The organism is Streptomyces sp. NPDC036813, from assembly GCF_055609245.1.
Genome location: NZ_JBVJPV010000025.1, coordinates 43300 through 65297 on the forward strand (window position 1 = coordinate 43300; position 21998 = coordinate 65297).

General features: G+C 70.5%; 18 protein-coding genes. 1 reads left to right on the forward strand and 17 read right to left on the reverse strand.

Features of this window, described 5'->3' with window-relative positions:
- Window positions 1–36 precede the first annotated feature (36 nt).
- The 17 genes from ACZ67Q_RS36275 to ACZ67Q_RS36355 all read right to left on the reverse strand — a co-directional run bounded on the left by ACZ67Q_RS36275 (window position 37) and on the right by ACZ67Q_RS36355 (window position 19641).
- Window positions 37–921, reverse strand: a complete 885-nt coding sequence (locus tag ACZ67Q_RS36275; protein ID WP_471190888.1) for a type II secretion system F family protein — start codon at window positions 919–921, stop codon at window positions 37–39.
- Window positions 918–1871: a type II secretion system F family protein gene (locus ACZ67Q_RS36280; protein WP_471190890.1), complete on the reverse strand. Its 954-nt coding sequence runs from the start codon at window positions 1869–1871 to the stop codon at window positions 918–920. Before ACZ67Q_RS36280 ends, ACZ67Q_RS36275 begins: the two co-directional genes overlap by 4 nt.
- Window positions 1868–3379, reverse strand: a complete 1512-nt coding sequence (locus tag ACZ67Q_RS36285) for a CpaF family protein (protein ID WP_471190892.1) — start codon at window positions 3377–3379, stop codon at window positions 1868–1870. Before ACZ67Q_RS36285 ends, ACZ67Q_RS36280 begins: the two co-directional genes overlap by 4 nt.
- Window positions 3366–4190: a hypothetical protein gene (locus ACZ67Q_RS36290; protein WP_471190894.1), complete on the reverse strand. Its 825-nt coding sequence runs from the start codon at window positions 4188–4190 to the stop codon at window positions 3366–3368. The genes ACZ67Q_RS36285 and ACZ67Q_RS36290 overlap by 14 nt, the downstream gene beginning before the upstream one ends.
- The gene (locus tag ACZ67Q_RS36295) at window positions 4190–4906 is read right to left on the reverse strand and encodes an SAF domain-containing protein (protein WP_471190896.1); all 717 of its coding nucleotides are present in this window, start codon (window positions 4904–4906) and stop codon (window positions 4190–4192) included. The genes ACZ67Q_RS36290 and ACZ67Q_RS36295 overlap by 1 nt, the downstream gene beginning before the upstream one ends.
- An 18-nt stretch (window positions 4907–4924) precedes the next feature.
- Complete coding sequence (locus ACZ67Q_RS36300) at window positions 4925–5431, reverse strand: ATP/GTP-binding protein (RefSeq protein WP_471190898.1); 507 nt, start codon at window positions 5429–5431, stop codon at window positions 4925–4927.
- A 368-nt stretch (window positions 5432–5799) separates the two neighbouring features.
- Window positions 5800–6417 (reverse strand): hypothetical protein, encoded by a 618-nt coding sequence (locus ACZ67Q_RS36305; RefSeq protein ID WP_471190900.1) that lies wholly within the window; start codon window positions 6415–6417, stop codon window positions 5800–5802.
- 283 nt (window positions 6418–6700) lie between these two features.
- On the reverse strand, window positions 6701–7618 hold the full coding sequence (locus ACZ67Q_RS36310; protein WP_471190902.1) for a replication-relaxation family protein: 918 nt from the start codon (window positions 7616–7618) through the stop codon (window positions 6701–6703).
- Entirely contained in the window at window positions 7615–10125 is a 2511-nt protein-coding gene (locus ACZ67Q_RS36315) for an ATP/GTP-binding protein (RefSeq protein WP_471190983.1), read from the reverse strand. The genes ACZ67Q_RS36310 and ACZ67Q_RS36315 overlap by 4 nt, the downstream gene beginning before the upstream one ends.
- A 92-nt stretch (window positions 10126–10217) precedes the next feature.
- On the reverse strand, window positions 10218–10865 hold the full coding sequence (locus tag ACZ67Q_RS36320) for a hypothetical protein (protein WP_471190905.1): 648 nt from the start codon (window positions 10863–10865) through the stop codon (window positions 10218–10220).
- Window positions 10862–11977, reverse strand: coding sequence for a C40 family peptidase (locus ACZ67Q_RS36325; protein ID WP_471190907.1), 1116 nt, complete (start codon window positions 11975–11977; stop codon window positions 10862–10864). The genes ACZ67Q_RS36320 and ACZ67Q_RS36325 overlap by 4 nt, the downstream gene beginning before the upstream one ends.
- Window positions 11978–12012: 35 nt before the next feature.
- Window positions 12013–14763 carry a hypothetical protein gene (locus ACZ67Q_RS36330; RefSeq protein WP_471190909.1) on the reverse strand — a complete coding sequence of 917 codons (2751 nt, stop codon included), beginning with the start codon at window positions 14761–14763 and terminating at the stop codon, window positions 12013–12015.
- Window position 14764: 1 nt separating this feature from the next.
- Window positions 14765–15118: a hypothetical protein gene (locus tag ACZ67Q_RS36335; protein ID WP_471190911.1), complete on the reverse strand. Its 354-nt coding sequence runs from the start codon at window positions 15116–15118 to the stop codon at window positions 14765–14767.
- A complete protein-coding gene (locus tag ACZ67Q_RS36340; RefSeq protein WP_471190913.1) occupies window positions 15118–17808 on the reverse strand; it encodes an ATP-binding protein in 2691 nt (896 codons plus the stop codon). The genes ACZ67Q_RS36335 and ACZ67Q_RS36340 overlap by 1 nt, the downstream gene beginning before the upstream one ends.
- Window positions 17805–18374, reverse strand: a complete 570-nt coding sequence (locus tag ACZ67Q_RS36345) for a hypothetical protein (RefSeq protein WP_471190915.1) — start codon at window positions 18372–18374, stop codon at window positions 17805–17807. The genes ACZ67Q_RS36340 and ACZ67Q_RS36345 overlap by 4 nt, the downstream gene beginning before the upstream one ends.
- Entirely contained in the window at window positions 18371–18712 is a 342-nt protein-coding gene (locus tag ACZ67Q_RS36350; protein WP_471190917.1) for a hypothetical protein, read from the reverse strand. Before ACZ67Q_RS36350 ends, ACZ67Q_RS36345 begins: the two co-directional genes overlap by 4 nt.
- Window positions 18709–19641, reverse strand: a complete 933-nt coding sequence (locus ACZ67Q_RS36355; protein WP_471190919.1) for a conjugal transfer protein — start codon at window positions 19639–19641, stop codon at window positions 18709–18711. The genes ACZ67Q_RS36350 and ACZ67Q_RS36355 overlap by 4 nt, the downstream gene beginning before the upstream one ends.
- 709 nt (window positions 19642–20350) lie before the next feature.
- On the opposite strand from ACZ67Q_RS36355, the gene ACZ67Q_RS36360 reads away from it, so the two are divergent.
- Window positions 20351–21793 (forward strand): hypothetical protein, encoded by a 1443-nt coding sequence (locus ACZ67Q_RS36360; RefSeq protein WP_471190921.1) that lies wholly within the window; start codon window positions 20351–20353, stop codon window positions 21791–21793.
- Window positions 21794–21998 lie beyond the last annotated feature (205 nt).

The window sequence follows — 21998 nt, forward strand, 5'->3', positions numbered from 1 at the left end:
CTCCAAAAGTCGCAGTTGAGCAAGTCGTTGCGTGGTTTAGACGGTGAGCATGCGGATCACTGCTGGGAAGGCCATCAGCAGCATGACCAGCACGGCCAGCAGGGCGCCGGGGGCGGTCATCTTCTCGCTTGCGGTGTTGGCCTCGGCCGCCTGATCTGCGAGCAACTCGGAGCTCAGCGCGGCGGTGCGGGCCCGCAGGGCTTTGTAGACGGCGGCGCCGTCGGTGGCCGAGCCGCGCATGATGTCCGCGACATCGTCCAGCGCGGGAAGCTCGTACTGGGCGGCGAGCTCGCTCAAGGCCTGATACGGCGGGATCTTCTCCAGCCGGGCCCGCCGCAGGGCTCCCTGCAGGTACAGAAACGGCCAGCCGCGGCCGACTGCGGCCGCCTTCTCCAAAGCTTCGGTGGGGCCGGCGTCCGCGGCCCGCTTGAGAGCCACCAGGTCGAGGTAGGCGACCAGGGCGTGGGCGAACTCCTCCCGGGCGCGCTTGGCCTGGTCGCGCACCGCGAGGTCGGGGGTGATGAACAGAAGCCCCGCGACCACGAACCCGACCACGGCGGGCACGTAGAAGGGCAGGGAGATCCCCGCGATGATCCATGGGATGGTCACCAGCACCGGGCAGAGCAGGCCGAGCGCGGCGAGCGCGACTTTTTTCAGCATGAACTGGCCCGGGCCCTGGCCGAGAAGGGCGAGGTTCGTCGTGGGCACATGCACACCGGGCAGGCGCTCCAGCCGGCTCAGCAGCCACCGGCCCCACACCTCGTCGCGATTCAGCTCCGGCTCCGGCATGGTCAAACCGCCTGGAGGCGTCCGCTCGAGGGCTGGCCCGAGTGCGGGCTGGGGGCGCAGCATCTCGCGTACCAGCAGGGCGACACCGGCGCCGACCGTTCCCCCGGTGAGCACGGCGGGCAACAGGTTCACGACATGGCTCCTTCCGCCTCGCGCTCTGGAAGGCTCGTCTCTGCCGCAGGTGTCACAGGCTCGGACAGTCGGACGGCACTGCGGGCGTCGGCGATCAAGAAGCGCGGGATGCGGCGAAAGACCCCCAGCTGCCGCATCAGGGCGAGCGCGGCGACGAACCCGGCGGTCAGGAAGCCCAGCACGAGCTGCCCGAGAAGCGTGGAGTACGGCCTGGTGTAGGACGGCACGAAGAACCCGGCCACCACCACGCCGAGGGTGATGATGGTCATCCACCGCACCGTGGTGCGTGGCTTGGCCCGGTCTGCCTCGATGCCGCGCTTCTTGGCGACCTCCTCGCGCACGGTTCCGGACAGGTCCTCCAGCGCCTGCGCCAGCCCCGGTCCGCGGTCGTTGACGGAAAGGATCAGCGCGGCTGTGACCTTGTCGGCGGTGACGTCGTCCAGTTCATCAGCAAAGGCGCGTAGCGCCTCCTCGGGCCGCCATCCCAGACGGAGCCGCTCCGACAGGCCGGCGATCTGCTGCGCAAGCGCATCAGGGGCACTCTTACGGCTTGTGATCATCGCCTGTTCCAGGCCCATGCCCAGCCTCAGCAGCCCGGCGAGCCGCTGCGTCCACTCGCTGAGCGCCTCCAGCTGATTGATGCGTCCGGCCGCGACCTGCCCGGGTGTGATCAGCCAGGGCACACCGACGACGGCCGCCCCCAGCAAGGCGCCGCCCACGAAGTTCCCCGACGCCAGCCACACCCCCACGAACACCACGACCGCCCCTACCGTCAGCGCCTCTCGCCGCAGCCGGACATCCTCGCTCCGGGCCCGGCCGGCGCTGCGGGTCTGCCATCGCCGCACCAGCGAAGCTCGACGCGGCGCGGCCGTCCCGACGACTCCGATCACCACGCCGATCAGGCCAGCCATGACAGCCATGCCACTCAGCAGGGCCAGCAACAGGGTCATCGGCTCACCTCCACGAGGAGCGGCAGGGGCTGTTTCCACAGCCCCTGGCGGTGCTGCAGCAGGCTGGAGTCGAAGCCGACACGGCGCAGGTCGTCGATACAGGCAGGGTCCATCTGAGGCACTGCCCGCACCTCCCCGACGTCCAGGCCGGGGGCGAAGACGGCGTTGGTGGCCGGCCGGCCGGACTCGCCGATGCCGGTGACCTCGAGGACGTGGGAGACGTAGCGGTGGCGGCGGCCGCCGATCTGGGTCTCGTCGGTCATGGAGACGTAGACGATGAAGTCCAACCCGTTGGCGATCTGCCGGTAGGCGAGCTGCTCGGACAGGTTCTCCTGCGCCAGCGCATACAGTTCGGCGATCCGGTCGAAGACGATGTCCGGGCGCCGGGCGTGAATGGTGCACAGGTTACCGCCGGCGCCGTTCGTCAGGGCCTGCATCATCGCCACGACCTCAGGGCCGCGGACCTCACCGACGACGATCCGCTCCAGCGACATCCGCAGAGCCGGATGCATCAGGTCCAGCAGCGTCACCTCACCCGCGCCGCGGCCGGCGGCGTCCTTCTCTCCGTTGGACTCGCGCGCCACCAACGAGACCACCTGGCGGTGGTATCCGTTGGTGTGGGCGAACAGTTCGTCCTCGGTCTGGATCGTGGCGAAGCGGCACTCCGGGTCGAACTCCTTCAGCATCGCCCGCAGCAGCGTGGTCTTCCCGGCCTTCTGCTTGCCCGCGATCATCACGTTCTTCTCGGCCCTCACGCACGCGCCCAGGAAGTCCCTGAGGATCGGGTCGATGGTGCCCAGCCTCACCAGGTCGTCCAGATCCGCGTGAGAGACCCGGTGGCGGCGGATGACGGCATAAGTCTTCGGGCCGAGCCCCGTGATGGCCTGCAGACGGGAGCCGTCCTTCAGCGACAACGCCAGGGTCGGGTTGGCGGTGGAGATGGTGCGCTCACTCAGGCCCGAGTCCCGCGCCAGCTCGCGAAGAAGCTCCAGCAGCTCGTCCTCGGAGTCCGCGATGGGGCCGACCATCTTCCGCTCGCCGTCACCGTAATCGAGCCACACCTCATCCGGCCCCTGGATGAAGATGTCCTCGACGCGCTCGTCATCCAGGTACGGCTGCAGGCGGCCGGCCCGGTAGAGCAGGTCGTACACCGCCCGGCGCAGGGCATCCTCTTCCTGCGCAGTGGTGCTCACCCCGCGCTCCGCACCCTGGGCATGGGCCCACAGCGCAACCGCATCGTTGATCCAGCGCAGGCAGTGCTGCTCCTCGGTGGCGCGGTCGACCTCTGGCGTGGTCTTCAGCAGTTCTTCGCGCTGCCGGGCGACTTGGGTGGCGATGTGGCGGGCCACCTTGTAGTCCACCACCACCCGGGGCACGGGCGTCCCGAGGGACTGGGCGCTCGAAACCGAACCCGCAGGCATGCTGGGGCCCTGAGGTCGTGCCTGCCGCGGCGGTCCAGGCGGCGGCGCCACCGTCGGATCTGCATGCAGAGGTCTACCGCGCAGCATGCGTCACCTCCCCGGAAGCCGGCAGGCGCGGGGCCAAGCGGGAGCGGCGCAGGGCCGCTCTCTGCCCGAGCGATGAACTGGCCGCACGCGCCGCCTTCATCAACGCGGACTTGGTGAAGCTGCGCGGCTGCTCCGCGCCGTCGGACAGCACCGCGGCGTCCTTGGGCACGCACGGCAAGGTGGCCACCACCGGGACCTGCAGCACACGCTGCACTTCGCCGGCGGCGTAGGGGCCTTCCTCGATCATCACCAGGCCCACCTCACCGACATGCTCCCGCAGAACGCGGACGCGAGCCTGGGCAGCATGCAGACAACGCAGCGTGTTCCGCACCACGACGAACACCGCGTCCGCCTGCTCGGCCAGCACAGCCGACGGGCCCACGCCTCCGCTACGGCCGAGGTCGATCAGGACGTCGTGGCCGTAGTCCGCCTCGATGCCCCGAAACATCGAAGCAAGCGCCTTCCACACCGGCCCGAGCCCCGCTGCCTCGGCGGGATCGGCGATTCCAGGCAGCAACAGCCGATCGCGTGGCGAATCCTTCGTGCCGTCCTCACTGCTCAGGTCGATCAGCTGTCGCCAGAACGCGTCGCCGAACTCGTTCTTGCGCGCCGCAATGGAGAGGTTGCGCAGCCCGTATCGATCCCCGAGCGATCCCTGCAGCAGGCCGTGCAGCACGGCACCGCCGTCCGGATCGCACTCGGCGAGGATCATCTTGCGTCCCGGCTCCAGCGGCCAGGCCAGCAGCAGAGCCAGAGCGCTGGTGGTCACGCCGGGCGCGCCGCGGCACCCGGCCAGCGCGATCACACTCATCACTTGCCGTCCGGAGCGTCGAGGACCAGGCGCAGGGTGCCGGCCGACAACCACGCAGCCGCCTTCGGGCCGTCGGTAGCGGCGGTGGCCACGTCGACGACCACGACACCCGTGCCCGGCGCCGCCTGGGATGCCTTCACCACACGGCCCGCGATGGTCTCCTGCGGGATGCTGGACTGCTTGTCCACCTGGCCTGAGTCTCCCGTTCCCTGCGCGGGCACGTGCACCAGCTGGACTTTCTGCCCCGGAACCAGGGCGCTGGCGGGAACCTGCTCGGGCTTCAGCCCGATCGGCACCAGTTGTTCGCCCGCCTTGACCAGCGAATCCTTGGTCACCTGCGACGGCGACAACAAAGAGCCGGGCTTCAGCTCTACCGCGGCCCGCTTGCCCACCACGGAATCCAGGTCATCTGCACGCACGGCCTTCACCGCCGGATCCAGAGCAACGGACGCCTTGCCCAGGTCCTGCTCGGTCAGGACCTGCCCGACCTGGACATCGCGCACCACGGTCACCACCTGCGTCCGGTTGCCGACCTGCAAAAGGAGGACCGCAACCCCCGCTCCCCCAGCCGCGATAAGCGCCAGCGACAGGGCGATGACGCCCGGTCGGCGCCTGCGGGCCGATACCCGCGGCGGAGCCACCGGACCTGCTAACTGACCCTGCGCGGGCACGGTGTTCGCGGTCGCCGCGCCTGCGCGTTCCTTAATCTTGCTCACTCTTCTTCCCTCCGGCGGCTACCTGACGACCTGCACTTCGCCGACCGCCACCTGCACGTTGGATTGCCGGACCTCGCTGAGCTGGCCCGCCTCACCGCCGCCCTCCCAGTTCACCGTCCATGTCGAGGTGGCGGTGACCCGATACTTGCCGCCCGATACGCCGGCTGTGCTCCTGGAGTAGATGTGGCCGCACGTCGGTGACTCGGCCATGCCCACGGAACCCTTGTAGGGCGTGCCGGGGCCCGTGCACGTCACCGTGGAGCCGTCACCCATCTGCCAAACGATCTTTGAAACCTTCGCTGTTGCCGTAACCGTCACGCCACCCGCTGACGCTGATGCCGAGTTCGGCCCGTACGTGGTGGCGCTCTGGTTCACCCACATCCACATCGGCACACCGACCGTGTACCGACCAGCGGCGCGGGGGCTCGCGATGTCCGGGCCGAGGAGCGTCATCGAGTCCACCGCACGCTGAGCGAGGACGGCGGGATCGATCTGCGGAGCGGCCGGAGCGTTGCCGTTCGCCATCCAAACGACACCGACCCGGCCAGTGGCAGGGCAGTTCACCCCATAGAGGGCGCCCTGACCGTCACCGGGTTTGTGCGTGCCCCAGGCGAGATTCTCCGCGGGTGGCTGAGGATCAAGCTTCCTGTAAGTGCACTGGGGAGCGTCCGAGTCGCCGGCGTGTGTGCTGCCGGTCGAGCCTGACCCGCCGCTTGACCCACCGCCTCCAGAGCCGCCCGCACTGGGGCCGTTGCCTCCTTGCTCCGCACAGACCGTGACCGTCAGCGGCGCGCCATCGCAAATGCCTGCGCTGACCGCCCCAGGACCGCCCGCTGCGAAGGCCGCCGAAGTCGCTGCAGTAAGCAGCAGCATGGCGGGTGCCGCGGCTCGCGTCAGCACTTCTCATTCCCGTGAGTGGTGAACACGGTCACGAGCCACTGCCCGTTCCACCGTTCAGCCTTAGCCGTGGCGACATACCGTAACGGCTGATTGCTGGGAAGCGGAAGCACTTGCTTCTTCTTCGCGCTGTAGGTCTGCCACTTGGAGATGTCCATGCAGTCAGACAGGGAGGCCTTCGGCGTCTTCGCCCTGAGGTCGATGCTCGTCACCTTGGTGTCGCTGTGCGTCAGCTCGCCCCGAGCCACGGTGCCGGCCTGCCTCATCCGCGCCAGATCGTTGCGGAACTGGCCAAGGGCGTCGAGCGTTGCGTACTTCTCCAAATTAGTACCTGTGGCATCCGCCTTCTTGTAGGCCTTCACCTGCTCTTCCCACATGTGCGAATAGGCCGCCAACACGGCCGTCTTCTCTGTGCTTTCCGGATCCGCGGAAGACGTTGCAGGGGTCGGCGTCGGCGCGGATGAGGCAGAGGACGACTTCTGTGCGGAGGCTTGCCCATCGTCCGAGGCGGAATCACAGGCGGCGGTGGCGACCGCTGCACCCAGCAGCATGAAAGCGGCGAAGAGATTTCGGATGCGAACAGCACGATGGACGGTCCGGTGTTGGCTTGTCACATGTCCTCCCCGTTCAGCGCTTCGGATCGGGGCTGGCCCGACGAGTGCTTCCTTCGCCGCGCCACCCCTGGCCGAGCTGCACTGATGCGCTATGTGTAGTCGCCAGGTTACGCAAATCCCAGCCAAGTTCCCAACCCGATAGGGCACTTGCTCTGTGCATCTCTGGACGTATCCGGTCACTTCCGGAGCGGAACATCGATTTATGGTCGTGTGCACTCGCGTACGCCAGACCCGATACGGCCCGCCGTGCGGCTAGAAAGTTCACCGTTGCACCTACCGACTGTCACAGCTCTGTCCACGAGCGCCGCCCTTCGCCGCCGGTCAAAGGCACCCAGACGTCAGCGGTGGGCCCCGGGTCCTCGAGGTCTTCCAGGATTGCCGCGCCCATCGGCACGTGCCGGGCCAGCGTGCCCACGAGCGGGTGCTCCGTCACCATGGCCTGCAGGTCACTGATGCGGTTGTCCAGGGCGTACCGGGAGGCCCCGGTCAGTACGAACAACACGCGGGGGAACACGGGGTACCAGCGCAGCCACACCGCCCCGGGGTTGGCGGGCTGGCGTGAGCGTGGCCGGCCGACGGGCTGCGGCTCGTATGACCACAGCCGCGCGTACTCGATCAGCTTGGAGGCGAGCCGCTCGCTGCCCATGGTTGCCCGGTCGACCTCGACGAAGGCTCGCAGCTTGGTGCGCTCCTCGCTTTCGACGAGGGTGTAGTGCATGACCGCGTCCGTGATGATCCGCTCGCCGTCGCTGAGGGGGTGGGAGACCTCCGGTGTCCAGTCCAGGTGGCCGTGCTCGTCGCCGCGGCGGCGGGCGTCGGTGACGAACGCGAGGTGGGTGCGGACAACGGTCAGGGTGTGCGGCGTCTTCAGCGAGGCCGCGGTGGCCGAGTTGATCGGGTATGCGGGGCGTCCGCGCAGGGCGGGGAAGTCCTTGGTCAGCCGTACGCCCTCGCTGGCGAGGTACCAGGCGCGGGACCGGTTGGACTGCGGCAGCACGGTGTAGTCCACCAGGTGGTCGCGGCGCAGCTTGTTGAGCGGCGCGGAGATGGTCTGCCTCGCGGCGCCGGGCCGCAGCAGTTGGTGGAGCTGGCTAGTGGTTGCCATCCGGTGCTGGCCGAGCACGGCCAGGAGCTGATGCGGCAGCGGCTCGATGGGGCTGGGCGTACGGGTGGACGGTGTTGTCTCGAAGGCGGTGGTCACTTGTAGTTCCTCTTCTTCTGCAGATGGACGGCCGGCTGGGCGGCGGAGGAGTGCTGGGCGAGGAAGGTGCTTACGCGGGTGAGCTGGGCTTCGGCCCTGGCGGTGAGCGCCTCCAGCGGGCCGGCGCCCGCTGTAGCCCGGGCGGCGCGTTCCAGCGCCCTGGCCTGGCCCGGGCGGGCGTAGTCGGCGAACACGTCGTCCAGATGCGGGCCGGTGATCCGGACAGGCCCGACACGGCGGCCTTCGACGGTCAGCGACATGTAGTGCTCGAAGCGGTCCAGAGCGGCAACGACGTCCGGAGTGGGACGGTCACCCCACTCGGCTGTGATCGGGGCGATGGCGGACTGCGACCCCGCGGTCGAGGCCAGGGTGGAGGCGTTCTGCACCAGCGACAGTCGCACCGGGATGGGAAGGCGGGCCAGCAGCTGGGTCATGCCGTGGACGTGCACCTTGTACTTGCGGAAGTCCTCGAACATCGCGGCGATCGTTTCTGGGGCCGCGCCGGTGAGGGTGATCAGCTCGTCGAAGTACGGGCGGAACGGTACCCGTTGGGCTTCGGGGGTGTCGCGGCGCGAGCGCACGGCGCGCAGCAGGTCCCGGGCGAGCAGCGCGGTGATCAGCCGGTGGGTGGGCCCGTTCCCGCCCGGGCACACCCACACGATCATCCGGGAGTCCATCGCGTCCCGAATGTTGTAGATACCGGCCGGCTGCCCGAGGAAGGCGCGGGTGACGGGGTTCGCGGCCAGACGGGCGATCGGATTGAGGACGACGGCGAACGCGTCGGTGGGCAGCGTGGGAAACACGGTCTGCCACCAGGAGCGGGTCTCCTCGTCCAGGCGCCCTTCGACCGCGGCGAGCGCCGTCGTGCGGAAGACGGGGTCGGTCAGCAGGGACCGCACGTGAAAGATCGTGGCCTGGTCCTGCGGCCGCCCGGCCCGGCAGGCGGTCTCGTTGACGGCCACCAGCACCGCCAAGGCGGCGGTGAAGATGGTCAGCGCGCGGGGAGCGGTGGCGTCGTCCCAGCCGAGCACCGACGCGTAGGCGTCGGCGGTCGCCTCGACGACCTCGTGCGCGACCTGGCCTTGGTGCATACCGATCGGGTTCCAGCAACTGAGCTGCGAAGCAGGCCCGCTGGCGTTGAGGTCGATCAGCGCGATCCGCGGCATCAGGTGGTCGTGGGCGAGGAACGGCAGGGCGCGCGGCCACGAGTCGCGGTGCGGGTCGACGAACATCAGCCCGCCGCCGGCATGCGCCCAGCCGATCGCCTGGGCGAGGGCGCGCTCCGTCTTGCCGCCGCCCGTCTTGCCCACACCGACCTCGAACAGCGTCTCCTTGGCGTAGGTGGCGACCAGGCGCCGACGGCCGTCCGGGCCGCGGTAGATCCCCTGCAGCAACAGCTCGGGATTGCCATGCTCGAACGTCGGCAGGTCGCCGGCGAGCAGAGGCAGACGGCAGTGCGTCGTAGGCGGCTTGAGCAGGCCGGTCAGCTCTTCCAGGCGGACCCAGTTCGGACGGGGCGGCTGGGAGTGCCCCAGAGTCCAGCGGCGTTCGAAGCTGCGGCGGCTGGGCCAGCGGTCCGCCCCGAACCGCCAGGGGCCCACCCTCCAGCCGCGCATCGCCCAGCGCGAGCCCCCGCCGAACACATCCAGGGCGGCCTGGATCTGGGCGAGCCGGGCCTCGGCGCGGCCCTCGGTGTTCGACGCACACATCACCAGCAGCTGCACTCGGACCAAGTGGTCGTCCTCGGCGAGCTTGCCCAGCGCCTCCTCCGGGTCAACCCGGCGCGGGACGGGCGGCATGACCAGCCGGCGCCCGCCTCCGCCCTGCTTGCCGGCTACCAGTTGCTGCAGCTGCCAGGTGAGCGAGTCCTCGATGCCGGTGGCGTCCTGCCGCACCCACCGGGCGGCCCGCTGGGCCTCGCGCCGCTCCGCGCGTCGCGCGTCGCCCATCAGCTGCAGACGACGCGCCCGCAGTGCCCATTTGGGGGCGCGCTGGATGTCGAGCCGGATCTCGGCGAGGTCCCCCAGCTCGGCACGGAGGTCCGAGACGGCGTCGATCAGCGGCTGCAACGGGTCGGGGTCCAGCGGAACCTCACGCAGGGGTGCGGTCGGCTTGCCGCGCAGGATGAACTCCGCCCGCACTACGTGGTCACGGGGCCGGTCGATGAGGGGACGGGCCCGGTTCACGGTGACGGCCGGACCGAAGGGCGTGATTGACAGCAGGCGTTCGCCGCCGGCCGGGCCTTCGATGCGGTAGCGCAGCGGGCTGGAGCCATCGGCGCGCAACCTGATCTGCACGGTCTTCGACCGGCGCGGCGCCCACCACGGCATGCTCGTCGATGCCCGGGCGAGTTGCACACCCCGGCGGAAGATCTCCTCCAGGCCAGGGTCAAAGTGCCGCGACGGTACGAGCTCAAGCGCCATCCGTTCGGCCGAGGCTTTCCGCGCCAGGTGACGCACTGCTGCCTCGCCCGTGGCCCAGACCGCCACGGCGGCCAGGGCCACCATCCACCAGTAGGTGATCAGCCAGGCGATGCTGTGAACGATGCTCAAGACGAGCCCGAGTCCCTGGCCGGATGCCGATGCGGAGATCTGGCTAGTCAGAAACGGGTCTGCGGAGTCCACGTGGCCCCCTTCAGTGCGTTGGTGCGGGTGAAGTGCCAGTCGGTGATGCGGAGGTCGGTGAAGGTGCCGCCGCGGTCCGTGCCGGCCCAGACCAGATGGACCACCGCCTTGTCCGGGCTGCCATCTCGGCGGGCGATGGCAGCCTGGATGCGGAAACGCGCAGTGGCGAACGCCGGCGCCACCGCCTGGTTGTAGGCGGGGAACACCTGCGGCCAGTTCCCGCGGCCGACGCCGGTGGCGTCCGCGCGCAGCAGCGCGCGGCCCGCGGTGAGGAGCTGCCGTTCGTCGTCTGCGGGAAGGTCGGGGGGCCAGGCCGTCTCAAGGGAGTGCTGGATGGCCCCATCGCCGGCCGGCCCCTCGCCGTGGGGCGGAAGCGGGGGCTCGGTGGCCGACGGCGTCGATGTGGAGGATGGTGCTGATGCCGGGGGAGGCGGCGTGGCGACGTCCGGCTGGCTGGTGGGAGGCAGAGCAGCTGTTGACGGATCCGTGGCTGCGGGTGCGGCCGTCGTCGGGACCGGCTGCCGCTGGCTATTCGGCAAGCCCAGCAGGGAGACGCCACCGAAAACGGCCAGGATGACGGTGCTCAGCACCAGCAGACGCGGAGAGCGCGGGGTCGTGGTCACAGCAGCCGCGCTCCCCCCGCGTAGCCGGACATGGCGTTGACCGAGTCCATCCGGACGACGGTGCCAGGGCGAGGGGCGTTGATCATTTGGCCGCTGCCGAGGTAAATGCCGACGTGATAGATCGTGGAATCGCGTCCGGGCGCGTAGGCGTAGAAGACGAGGTCGCCGGGCTTGAGGGCGCCTGTGCCGAGGCTGGCGGGGATCCGCCGGCCACGACCGGCCTGCGCGGATGCGGTGCGCGGCAGGCTGATGCCGGCCTGGGCGTAGGCGTAGATGGTCAGCCCCGAGCAGTCGAAGCCCTTGATCGTCGTGCCGGTCTTGCCGCTGGGTGAGCAGCAGATCCCGTACGACGGGCCGCTCGTACTGCCGCCGCCCCACGAGTAGGGCACGCCCCGCTGGGAGAGCGCGGTATCGATGACGGTGCGCACGGTCCCGGAGACGTTCTTCAGGTCGGGGCCCTTGGCGGCGGCTGCCGTGTACTGGTCGATCCACCCCAGCACGTTCGCCACGTACTCCTCGGAGTGGTTGTACTGCAAGATCGCGGCCTTCAGCTGCGATCGCTGCGTCAGGTCACGGCCGCCTCCGCACAGGTAGATCGCGGCGCCGAGGGCGGCGTCGTCGGCGTTGTGCGGGTCGGCGACACGATCGCCGCCTGCGTCCTTGCCGATTCCCTCCCAGGTGGAGGGCAGGAACTGGAAAGGGCCCACTGCACGCTCCCCGTTCGCGGTGCCGTCCCACTTGCCGCCGTCGGTGTCGGGGAAGACGGTGGTGTTGCCGCCCTGGCCGGAGCCGTTGAGGAGCACCCCGTAGATCTTCGGGCGGATGTCGCCGTTGTCGGCGATGGTGCGTCCGGCGGCGTGGTTGGACTCGACCTTGGCGATCCCGGCGAGGATCGGCCACCGCATGCCGCGGCATTTCGGCGCGTACGTGCCGACCTGCTGGACGGCCTTCTTGTAGGCGATCAGTATCCGAGCGGGAATGTCCGCGGCGCTGCCGCCTTCGGCGATTCCGCCGTCGCCCTGTGCGCCCGCCTGCAGCGCGACGTACGCGCTGATCGCGTTCCCTACCGGTGCGGCACAGCACACGGCGGCGAACATCAGCAGACCCGCCATGCACCCCCACCGCCTCACACGGCGTCCCGGCAATCTCACTCGTCCTCACCGTCCTCGGGCCGCCGCCGAGACCGCTCCTGGCGCAGGCGTTCGGCCTCGGGGGCGGTCCTGCGCATCAGCTCCTGCATCCGGGCCCGCGCTTCGTCGCGCGTGTGGTTGCGGGCACCCCCGCCTCCGGGAAGAACCGGACCGCCGAGGTCGGCGCGAGGCCGCGGCGCAGCGCCGTCCCGGCGCGGGGACGGTGCCGGGTCCGGCGTTGCCGGCGGACCGCCCGCAGGCGCGGCCGGCCGCGTCGGGCCGGAGGCCGGCCGCCCCGCAGGACGACCGGACGGCGCAGGCCGGGCAGGTGTGGCCGGGCGGGGAGGCGCTGCCGGAGTGGCTGCGGTGGGCAGGCGGCGGCTGGCAAAGGGACCGGTTCCGCCGTGGTCGTCGGTCTGCTCCCGCATGACGCGGGAGACGTGCCGTCCCGTGTCGGTCCAGGCACGGCCGTCCTCACGCACGGTGTTGCCCCACACCCGCACCTGCTGGCGGACGTCCTGGGAGTAGCGCGAGCCCCCCGACCGGGCGCGTCGCACGTTGGCTGGCAGGCCGACCGTGGCCCCGTATGCGGCCCGGCCGCCGCGGTGCAGGATCCGGTAACCCCTAAAGCGCACCAGCCGGTTGTGGGCCCGCGTCGACAGCAGCGTGCGGTCGCTGTTCTGGTCGTGGAGCACCTGACCGGTGTTCCGGTCGACGACCTGCCCCTGTTCGTTGCGGTACCGGTCGGGCGGCCCGGAGGGCTGGCGCGGCCCCGTGCCACCGGAGCCGCCGTTCCCGCCGTCCGGCGGGCCGCCCGCGCCCGGGTCCCCGTCGGCGGTGGGCTTGCGCCACTTGGCCAACTGCTCCTTGTCCGGGCGGCGGCCGATGAGCAGCCAGTGCGCGCCCTTCCCGCCCAGGCGGGCGCCCATCCCACCCACGGCCGCCCCTGCGGTGAGCGGCGCCAGACCACGCCGGGCTTCAGCGGTGGCATCGGCCAGGATCCCGCCGGTGTCCACCGGCATGCCCGCACCGTCGAACAAGGAGGTCAGGACGCCCATCAACCGCTGGCGGGTGCCGAGCATCCCGAACCGGCCGCCACCACCCCCAGTGAAGGCGCGCAATCCTCCGCCGTATCCGCCCGCAGGGGAGTTCATGGCGAGCGCGGCGCCGAGTTCGGAGGTGTCGCCCGGCATGTGGGTGCCGCCGACCTTGGCGTACCGCATCCGCATGGCCATGCGCCGGCCGAAGGAGGTGATGGAGGTCAGGAGTCTGCGGTGCCCGGCCGCACCGGCGATGGCGAGGACGTCGATGAGCAGGATCCGCTCCACCATCAGCTGGGGACCGTTGGTGATGGTGGCGTCGACAGCGATGCCGAAGAACGGGATGAACGCGCAGACCCCGACGACGGCCAGGACCGCGATGCCCCACAGGGACAGCCACTTCCACACGCTCTGCCGCGCGGGCCCCGGCAGCATGCCCGCGATGAACGTGACGCCGCCGGCGGCCGCCGCGGCCGCGCAGACACCCTGGGTGCCGAGCAGAACGATGGCGCTGGACAGGAGCATGCCGCAGATGAACAGGGCGGCGATCAGCAGCAGGGCGGCGCCGCCGACTCGCCACCAGGTGGGCTTCTCGGCGTAGGCGGCGCAGGACTTGCCGACATCACCCGCCCGCTTCATGTCCGCGAGGAAGGCGGCGAACTCACGGTCCTCGTCCGTGACGATCGCATTCGAAGAGTCGAGGAGTTCCCCGCCTGGGGTGAGAGCCGGCAGACCGTCCTCGGTGTCCTTGCCGATGGGCACGCCTTCCTGGAAGCCGCGCTCGCAGTACTTCCTTCCCGGGCCGCGGATCTTGCGGCAGACGTCCTTGCCGTGCTCTGAGACCTTGACGTTGCCGGCCTTGTATCCGCCGGTGATCCATTTGAGGTGGACGGCATACGCTGTGCGGTCGGATTCCTTGGCCGGGTCGAGGATGCGCCCGTACTGCAGCAGCATGTAGGGCTTCACGACGAGAGCGTTGGTGATCGAATCCTGAAGGGGGCGGGCCACCTCCTGAGCAGAGACGGGCCCTTTTCCATCGAGCTCCATGCACTTGGTTTCCTGCTGGCCGGCCATGCCGTCACAGGGAGCTTTGCTGGCGAGCTTGCCGCCCCAGTCGTAGGAGTTCACGCTTCGCTGGGCGACCTCGGCGGCTACGTGCTGGGACTGTCCCAACGGGCCGTCAGGGCCGAGCAGGGTGTCGGGGCGGATGAGAGCTGAGGCGGCGATCGCCCCGATGAGCAGGGTGAGGAAGATTTCGCCCAGGCCGCGGCCGACCCGCCCGCGCACGATCATGAATCCGGCGAAGACGAACGCCCAGGCCAGCAGCAGGCCTTTCAGTCCGAGGGTGTCGACCACCATGGTGTCGTAGGTGTCGGCGACCTTCTGCGCGGGCCGGGCGAGGATGTTCAGCAGCGGGAACCGGAAGGCGACCTCGATCGCCCACCCCGCCAGCCCGACCAGGAGCCGGATCAGGGTGAACAGGCCCGACAGGGCGAAGGCCAGGGCCTGCGTCTTGAAGGCGACGATGGATCCACCTGAAGCGTTCAGGTCGTAGCCGTCGATCGGCACCCCCTCGGAGGAGGTGATGTTCAGCGGGGCGAGCAGGTCCCCGGTCTCGCTGTTGCTGCTGGCCGCGTACACGACCTGGGTGTTCACCAGGAGGAACACTCCGGTGAGCAGCACGACGAAGCCGGCGGAACGCAGGGTCGCGCGGTCTGGACGGAACACGTCAGTGCCGCCTTTGTCCAGCGGTCGACCGCTGCCGCCACACCACCAGGGCAGCCACACCCGCGCCGGCCGTCGCCAGCCTCCACACTCCACCGGCCACGTCCCGCTTGGCAGCCGCGGTGGTCGTGGCGCCCCGCTTGCAGTAGGCCTTGGCAGGCCCGATGATCCGGGCGCAGGGGTCCTGTTGCGCGGTGTGGGTGTCGGCGGCGAAGGCCTGTCCGGTGTGCGGCCACCACGTGTCCGGCACCCCTACCCCGAGCGCGAGGATGACCGCACCGGCGACAACGGTGATCACGGTGAGGACGCTCGCGGCTGCGGCGACGCTTCGGGAGCGGTCCCAGGAAGATGTGGTCATCAGGCGTGCTCCTTCGGACGTGCCTTGGCGGCCTCGCCGGCGAGCGGTTCAGGAAAGGGGGGCGAGGTGGTGCCTGGGCGGCGTCCGGGCGTGGTGGTGATGGAGGCGGTGATGCGCGCGATGCGGGGGATGGAGACCTTGATGCGGCCGGTGTTCTGCCGGGGGCAGGTCAGCAGGAACTCGCCCTCCCTGCCCCTGTGGCCGACCGGGGACAGGCCGGTGGTCACCAGCCGCACCAGCTCGCCGTCGTTCGGGTCGAGGCCGATGAACTCAAGGCCGCGGCGGGCGCGTTCGCGGTCGGCGGTGCGGGCCAGTGCCCGGTAGGCCATCAGCCCGCGGTCCGGGCCCAGTTCGTTGGCGTCGTGAGATCCGGCGATGAGCCCGGCGCCGTGCTTGCGGCCGTCGTGGAGGATCTCGTGGACCAGTGCGGTGCCCTCGGCCGAGCTGGTGAGCCAGTACAGCTCGTCCAGCACCACGGCGGTGAACCGCTCGGGGTCCTCGAACGCGGTCTGCCGGGCGATCGCGGCGATCAGGTAGAGCACCGCGCGGCCGATCAACGCCTCCAGCGGCTGCTGATGCAGGATCTCTGGGTTGGCGAACGCGGCCTTCGGGGGCAGCTTCAGACCCGTGGTGGTGATCACGATCATGTCGGAGGCGCTGGACGCGTCCAGCCGCACAGGCGGCAACGTCGGGTCGAAGACCATCCGGGCCAAGGAGTTGGTGGCGACGACCCGGATGAGACCGGCGAGGGTCGCAGCCGCGTCCTGCCGCTTGCCCGCCTCACGCGTGGCCATTTCCTCGAGGACCTCAAGGACGCGGTGCATGGACGGCTGATCGCTGGCGGCGGCCTGCTCGACCGCGTGGTGGAGGACCTCGCCGCTGGTGCTCATCGGGCCGATGCCGAGCTGCAGGGTGAGGTAGGACAAGGCGTAGTGGCGGCCCTCGGGTCCGGCGAACATCCGCAGGGGGTCAATGGACACTTCGGCCTGGGCGGCGTCGATGACCTGGACACGGCCCTTGGCCGCGGTGCGCGCGAAGGTCGCCCACTCGCGGACCGGGGTACGGTCGATGCAGATCGCGCAGCCGCCACGCGCCCACACCGCCTCCGCGATCAGCTTCTGCAGCACGCTCTTGCCCGCGCCGAGATCCCCGACAATGCCCATCGAGGCGGACGCGTCGACCTTGGGCGCATCGGCCACGTTGATCATCACGGGGCGGGTGGTGCCGCAGTCCAGGTCGATACCGAGGAACATCCCGTTCGGGTCGCCGACCTCGGCCGCGGTGAAGGCCCCGGACAGAGCCCAGTCCTCGCTGACCTGGTGCTGGGTGAACTCCCGCACCACACCCGGGCGGACGGTGCCGGGCAGGCCCAGGGTGAACAGGGCTTCTTGCAGGCCGGCCGGGCGCACGGCGCGGTAGTCGGCACCCGCCAGCAGCGCGGCCAGGGCCCGCGCCCGCGCGTCACAGACGGCCGCGGTCGGCCCCCACACCGTCAGCACGGTCACCGACTGCACCTCAACCTCCACCGAGGTGCGGGACAGGCGGGCATCCAGCTCGCCCAGGTCCCGGGCAGCCTCGGTCAGCGAGGCCGGCATACCGGTCGGGCGGGCGTCGTACTGGTCGGCCTGGTCGATCAGCTCGTTCTTCTTGCGGCGCACCTGGTCGCGAGCCTTCTCCGCGCTCACGAGGGTGAGGTCGACGGTGTAGTCGACGGGAAAGTCGAGCATCTCCAGCTGGGCGAACAGATCAGCAGCGTCCTGGCTGACGGCGGGCGGGCACTCCGCCAGCACCAGCTGCGCCTGGTAGCCCACCCCGGCGTCGGACTCGACCTGCAGCCAGCGCCGGCCGAGCGGCGAGGCGGTATTCACTCGCCACCAGGCCTTGCGGCCCGACCGCGTGAGCTGGCCGGCGCTCTTGAGCTCGTCGACGTCGTCGAGGTCGGGATCTATGCCGCCTTCCTGCAGGCGGACCTGGCCGAGGTCGGCGTAGCTGGGGGAGCGCAGCACGCCGTCACGGATCTGCCCGCCGTACAGGCCGCTGGTCTCGGCCTCGGTGAGCAGTGGCTCGGCCAGGCCGCGGTGGAGGGCGTGCTGGATCATCCAGACGATCTCCGCCGGGCGGGCCGGACGGAAGGCGATGCCGCCGGCGAGCGCGGCCTCCACCCGGGAGGCCTGCTCGCGGTACGCGCTCATCTCACGCCGTGCCACGGGCGCCGGGGGCATGCCCAGCATCGGCGCGAGCTCCGCCCATGCCGCACCGAGCGTGGCCGCTACCTGCAGGCCGGCGTTCTCGGTCTGCAGGGGCACGGCCAGCCACAGGGTGCGGCGGTGCATCTCCTGGTCGTCCAGCAGATCCAGGGTGGCCTCGACGTTCTCCACCCACGGGTGCCGGCCCGCACCGGGTGTCTGCTCGGCCGGCTCGATGCCCTCGATCATCTTCAGGGCGATCTCACCCGGGTCGACCTGCGCGCACAGGCCGAACAGCCGGGGCGCCCCGGACAGCGACCGCACCAGATGGGTGATCTTGGCGAGCTGTTCGTCGCGGACCGCCGCCGGCACGTACGTGCCCTGGACGGTCTCCTCACGCCGGCCCTGCGCGTCGGGGCCGGGATGCAGCCGGTAAACGGCCCACACGCTGCCCTGTGTCGACCACACCAGGTGCCCGGCGATGTGACGGATCGGAACCCTCATCGCGCACCCCCCTGCTGGGCGAGCGCGAGCAGCTGCTGCACACCCGACACCGGACCCGCGGCCACCGCAGCAGCAACCGGCTGCGTGCGGCGGGGCGTGGACGAGCGGACTGTGGCCGGGCCCGGGCGCTGCGCCCGCTCAGAAGGCCGCTGACCCGGACGCAACGGCGCGACCGGGCACGCGGGTGCGTCCTCGATGGTGAAGCCACCGAGCAGCGCCTGGGGGGCGCGGTCGCGGGCGGCCCGCCCGCCGATCCGCCCTCCGCGGGGCTGCCAGCCCAGCAGCACCCAGCCCAACGCGGCCTGCATCGGGGCCCGGCCACGGATCTTCGGCCGGCGCACCGCCCAGATGGCCAGCACCCACGCGACGATGGGCAGGGGGAACATCCACGACCACCAGCTGATCGTTTTGATCAGCAGGAAGCCGCCTCCGACGGCGAGAGCGATCTGCGCGGGCGTGAAGGGGCCGAGGGGGATCTTCCAGTCAGCGACCTTGCCCAGCACCCAGGGGTGGCGGCGGGCGGAGGTGTAGAAGCGGCCCATCCGTGCCGCGGCGGCCGCGCTCACAGCTGGCCTCCGGCGCCCGGCGAGTGGTCACGGGATACGGGGAGGTGGGACTGCACGATGCCCGGGACGGCGGGTGCGCCCTTGGCCGGGTTCTTCACCTCGTCGGTGAACATGTTCGCGAGATCGTCGCGGGAGTTGTAGAGCCCGAGCGCAGCGATCATCAGCAGCAAGGCGCCGATCCCGGCCTTGATGCTGAACTTCTGAATCATGATCACGACGACGAGGCAGATCAGACCCGCCTGCAGGCCCTTGGTCGCCCAGTCCTTGAACATGTTGATCCACGACGTGCCGAGGTCGTTCAACTGCCCGGCGAGCATGAAGCTGTGCACGGCGTTCATCGGGCACCCCCGTCCTGAGCCGTGCCGGACTGCAGCGCCGCGACTTCCCACCGGCCAGAGCGGGCCTTGAGCGTGAGCTCATACGCCAGCGGCCACCGGCCGGTCGCGTCCCGCGCTTCCACCGAGGCGAGCACCCGCACCTCCGTGCCGTCCGCCGGCACATGCTGGGCGGCCGCGTCCTCCTCGACAGCGGACACCTCCTGGACGGCCACCGCCGAGTACGGGGCAGGGGAGACGGCGGTGAGCCTCACGCCAGGCGCGAGGTAGCGGTCGACCTCCCCGGCACCCGTCAGGTACGCGGCGAGGAACTGCCCGACCGCGGACGATAGATCCCCCTCCGGGACGCTCACGCCGAAAGACGACTTCGGCACCTCGGCCCGGGCCGGGCCGGCCACCACGCTGGGCGCACCGGTCACCGTGAACGAGGAGCCCGTGCTGTCGGAGGCCACCGGCACGGCGTAGTACCGCACCGACCCGCCTGCGTACTGCGCAGCCACCGTCACCGACCACGCGCTGGTGCTGCGCTGCGCACTGCGCACCGCCGTCACCGACTGAGGCGCCGACTGCGCATCGGCGGCCAGGTCGGGCAGCTCGACGTCCGGCGCCATCGCGTGCGCAAGCCGCGCCTGCGCAGTCGACTCGTCGTTCGCGCTGCTGCGCAACCACGCGCCCACGAACACCTGCGCATAGCCGCGCGGGTCGGTGGCGGATGTCGCGGTGCGCACGGCGGTGGGCTTGGCCGCGGGGGCTGCCGCGACCGTGGTCGGGGTGGAGGCGACGGCGACGCACAGGGCGATGGGGCCGGCCGCGATGACGGTCCAGACCGCCACGCGTGAGAGGCGTACGCGGCGGCGCATCGCCTCCAGCCGGGCGCCGGCCGCCATCGGTGCAGCGGCCTCGCTCTGTGAGGCCTGCTTGCCAGGGGACATGGTCAAACTCCCAGGTCAGGACGTGTAGTTGCTGACCTTGAGAAAACCCCTCGCCCCCGACCCGACCACCGACCATGAACCCCCGACCATGGTCACGATGGGGACACAAAGTCCGTGGTCGGGGTCATGGTCGGCCCGGCCATGACCCCGACCACGGGTCTGCCCCGATCTGGCGGCAGACCATCGCGTCCCGCCCACGCTGCCCGGACCGGACACCGCCGTGCGATCACATGCCGCCCGCCCACAGGGCCCGGACACCGATGCGCAGACCAAAGCCGGCAGGACCGTGACAGAGGGCCGCCCAGTGCGCGATACAGACCTGCGTCAAGAGAAGATCACGGACTCTCGGGCGGACTGCGCAGCCGTCCCAGCGCAACTCGACTGCGCTGGATCCCCAGGCCGGTTGCGCAGACCTATTGCGCAACGCCCATTCGACGCCGCGCAGTCGGCTGCGCAATCACTGAGCGCCCGGGCTGAAGGCGCGTGGTCGGTCCGACCACGAGCCCCACCATGGCTGCTAAACGGCCCTGTTGCCGGATCGTGACCGATGGTCGGGGCTCGTGGCCGTCAGCCTGGTCGGGGTCGGCCGGTGACCTGACGCCATGGACCACACGCACGCCTGCACATCCAGGACCCCCGGCCGCCCCACCGCGCCGAGCCCGAGGTGCCACTGTGGGCACCGCCCGCGGCATGCGTCGGGGACACGGCGGTGAGCCGCTTCGGGGCGGGGATCCGCCGGGGCGCGATGGCGGCCGATCAGTTCACCCAGATCGCCAACGCGCTGTTTCGTGACTCCCGGCTGTCGTTCAAAGCCAAGGGGCTCTTCGGGTACGTCTCCACGCACAGGAACGGCTGGCAGGTGACGGTCACCGACCTCGTCCGCCTGGGCCCGGACGGACGCGAAGCGGTACGCACCGGCCTGCAGGAGCTCGAGGCGCACGGCTACCTGATCCGTGAACGCTTGCGCCGCCCGGATGGCACCCTCGGCGAGATCGTCTACTGCATCACCGACCGGCCGGCCACCTTGGACACCGCACTGTTCGAAGCCGGCGTGATGGTCACGACCCCCCAGTCCGAGCCTGCCGGCGGTCTCCCGGCGGGGATCCGCCGGGGCGTGATGGCGGCCGATCAATTCACCCAGATCGCCAACGGGCTCTTCCGCGACCCCCAGTTGTCTTTCAAGGCCAAGGGCCTGTTCGGGCTGCTCTCCACGCACCGGGACGGCTGGCGGATGACGGTTGCCGACATCGCACGTCGTGGCCGCGACGGTGACTCAGCCGTCAAGAGCGGGCTGAAGGAGCTGGAGAATCACGGCTTCCTGGTGCGGGAACGCGAGCGCGGCCCAGACGGCACCCTCGGTGCGGCGTCGTATTTCCTCACCGACCTGCCCGCTCTGCAAAGCAGCAGGTCACAACCAGAGTCGGGTTTTCCACCAGTGGATGACCCTACGTTGGCTGATCGGTCCACTAAGAACACCAACAGAAAGAAGACCAACAAGCAGAACACCAGACCCCTCCGTCCGTGCCGCGGCGACGCGTCGCGAACACCGGGACGGACGGAGCGGCCGGACACACCAACGCTCCCGCCGGCCGCGCCCGCGGCGGATGAGATGCACCCGGGGATCCGGCTGCTGCTCGACCTCGGGGCGGCTCGCCCCGAGCTGCTGCTGACCGGGCAGGCGCTGACCGATCAGGGCCGCGTCGTGACCGTGATGCTGGAGGCCGGCTGGAGCCGCGAGCAGCTGCTGCACGTCATCGCCGACCGGCCCCTGCCCCATCCGGTTCGGACCACGGTCGGTGCGATCGTCGCCGCCCGCCTGCGCGCGGCTCAGGCTTACCCGCCGCCCGCCATCGCGGCTGACCACCACGACCAGCCCGCGTGGGACGCCTCGCCGCCGCAGCGGATGACGAGCTCCGCTGCCGCCCGCACAGTGAGCGAGGCCCTGACCTACCGGGCCCTTACCGAATGCGCCGGCTGCGGCGTTCCTGGAACCGTCCCCGGCGCGGACCTCTGCCCGGCCTGCCTCGACTGGCCGCTCTGCCGCACCTGCCCGGGCCCCACACCCCGGCGCGCCCACCCCGATGGCGACGGCCGCTGCACCACATGCGCCTCCGCCCTGACAGACCACCATCTGGAAGGAAGCACCTCATGACGGACATGCTCCACACACCGACGCCACCGACCGCGGCTGCGCACCACGAGGGCCCCTTCACCCGTGATTTGGGGCGGTGGGAGAGGGAACGCTCACGCGCCCTGCGGACCGGGCACATCCGCGACCAATCCTGCTCGACCGCCTGCGAGCCCGTACTCGTCCACGAACGCACCCTGTGGGGGATGGCTCGCCTGGACCGTCCCCG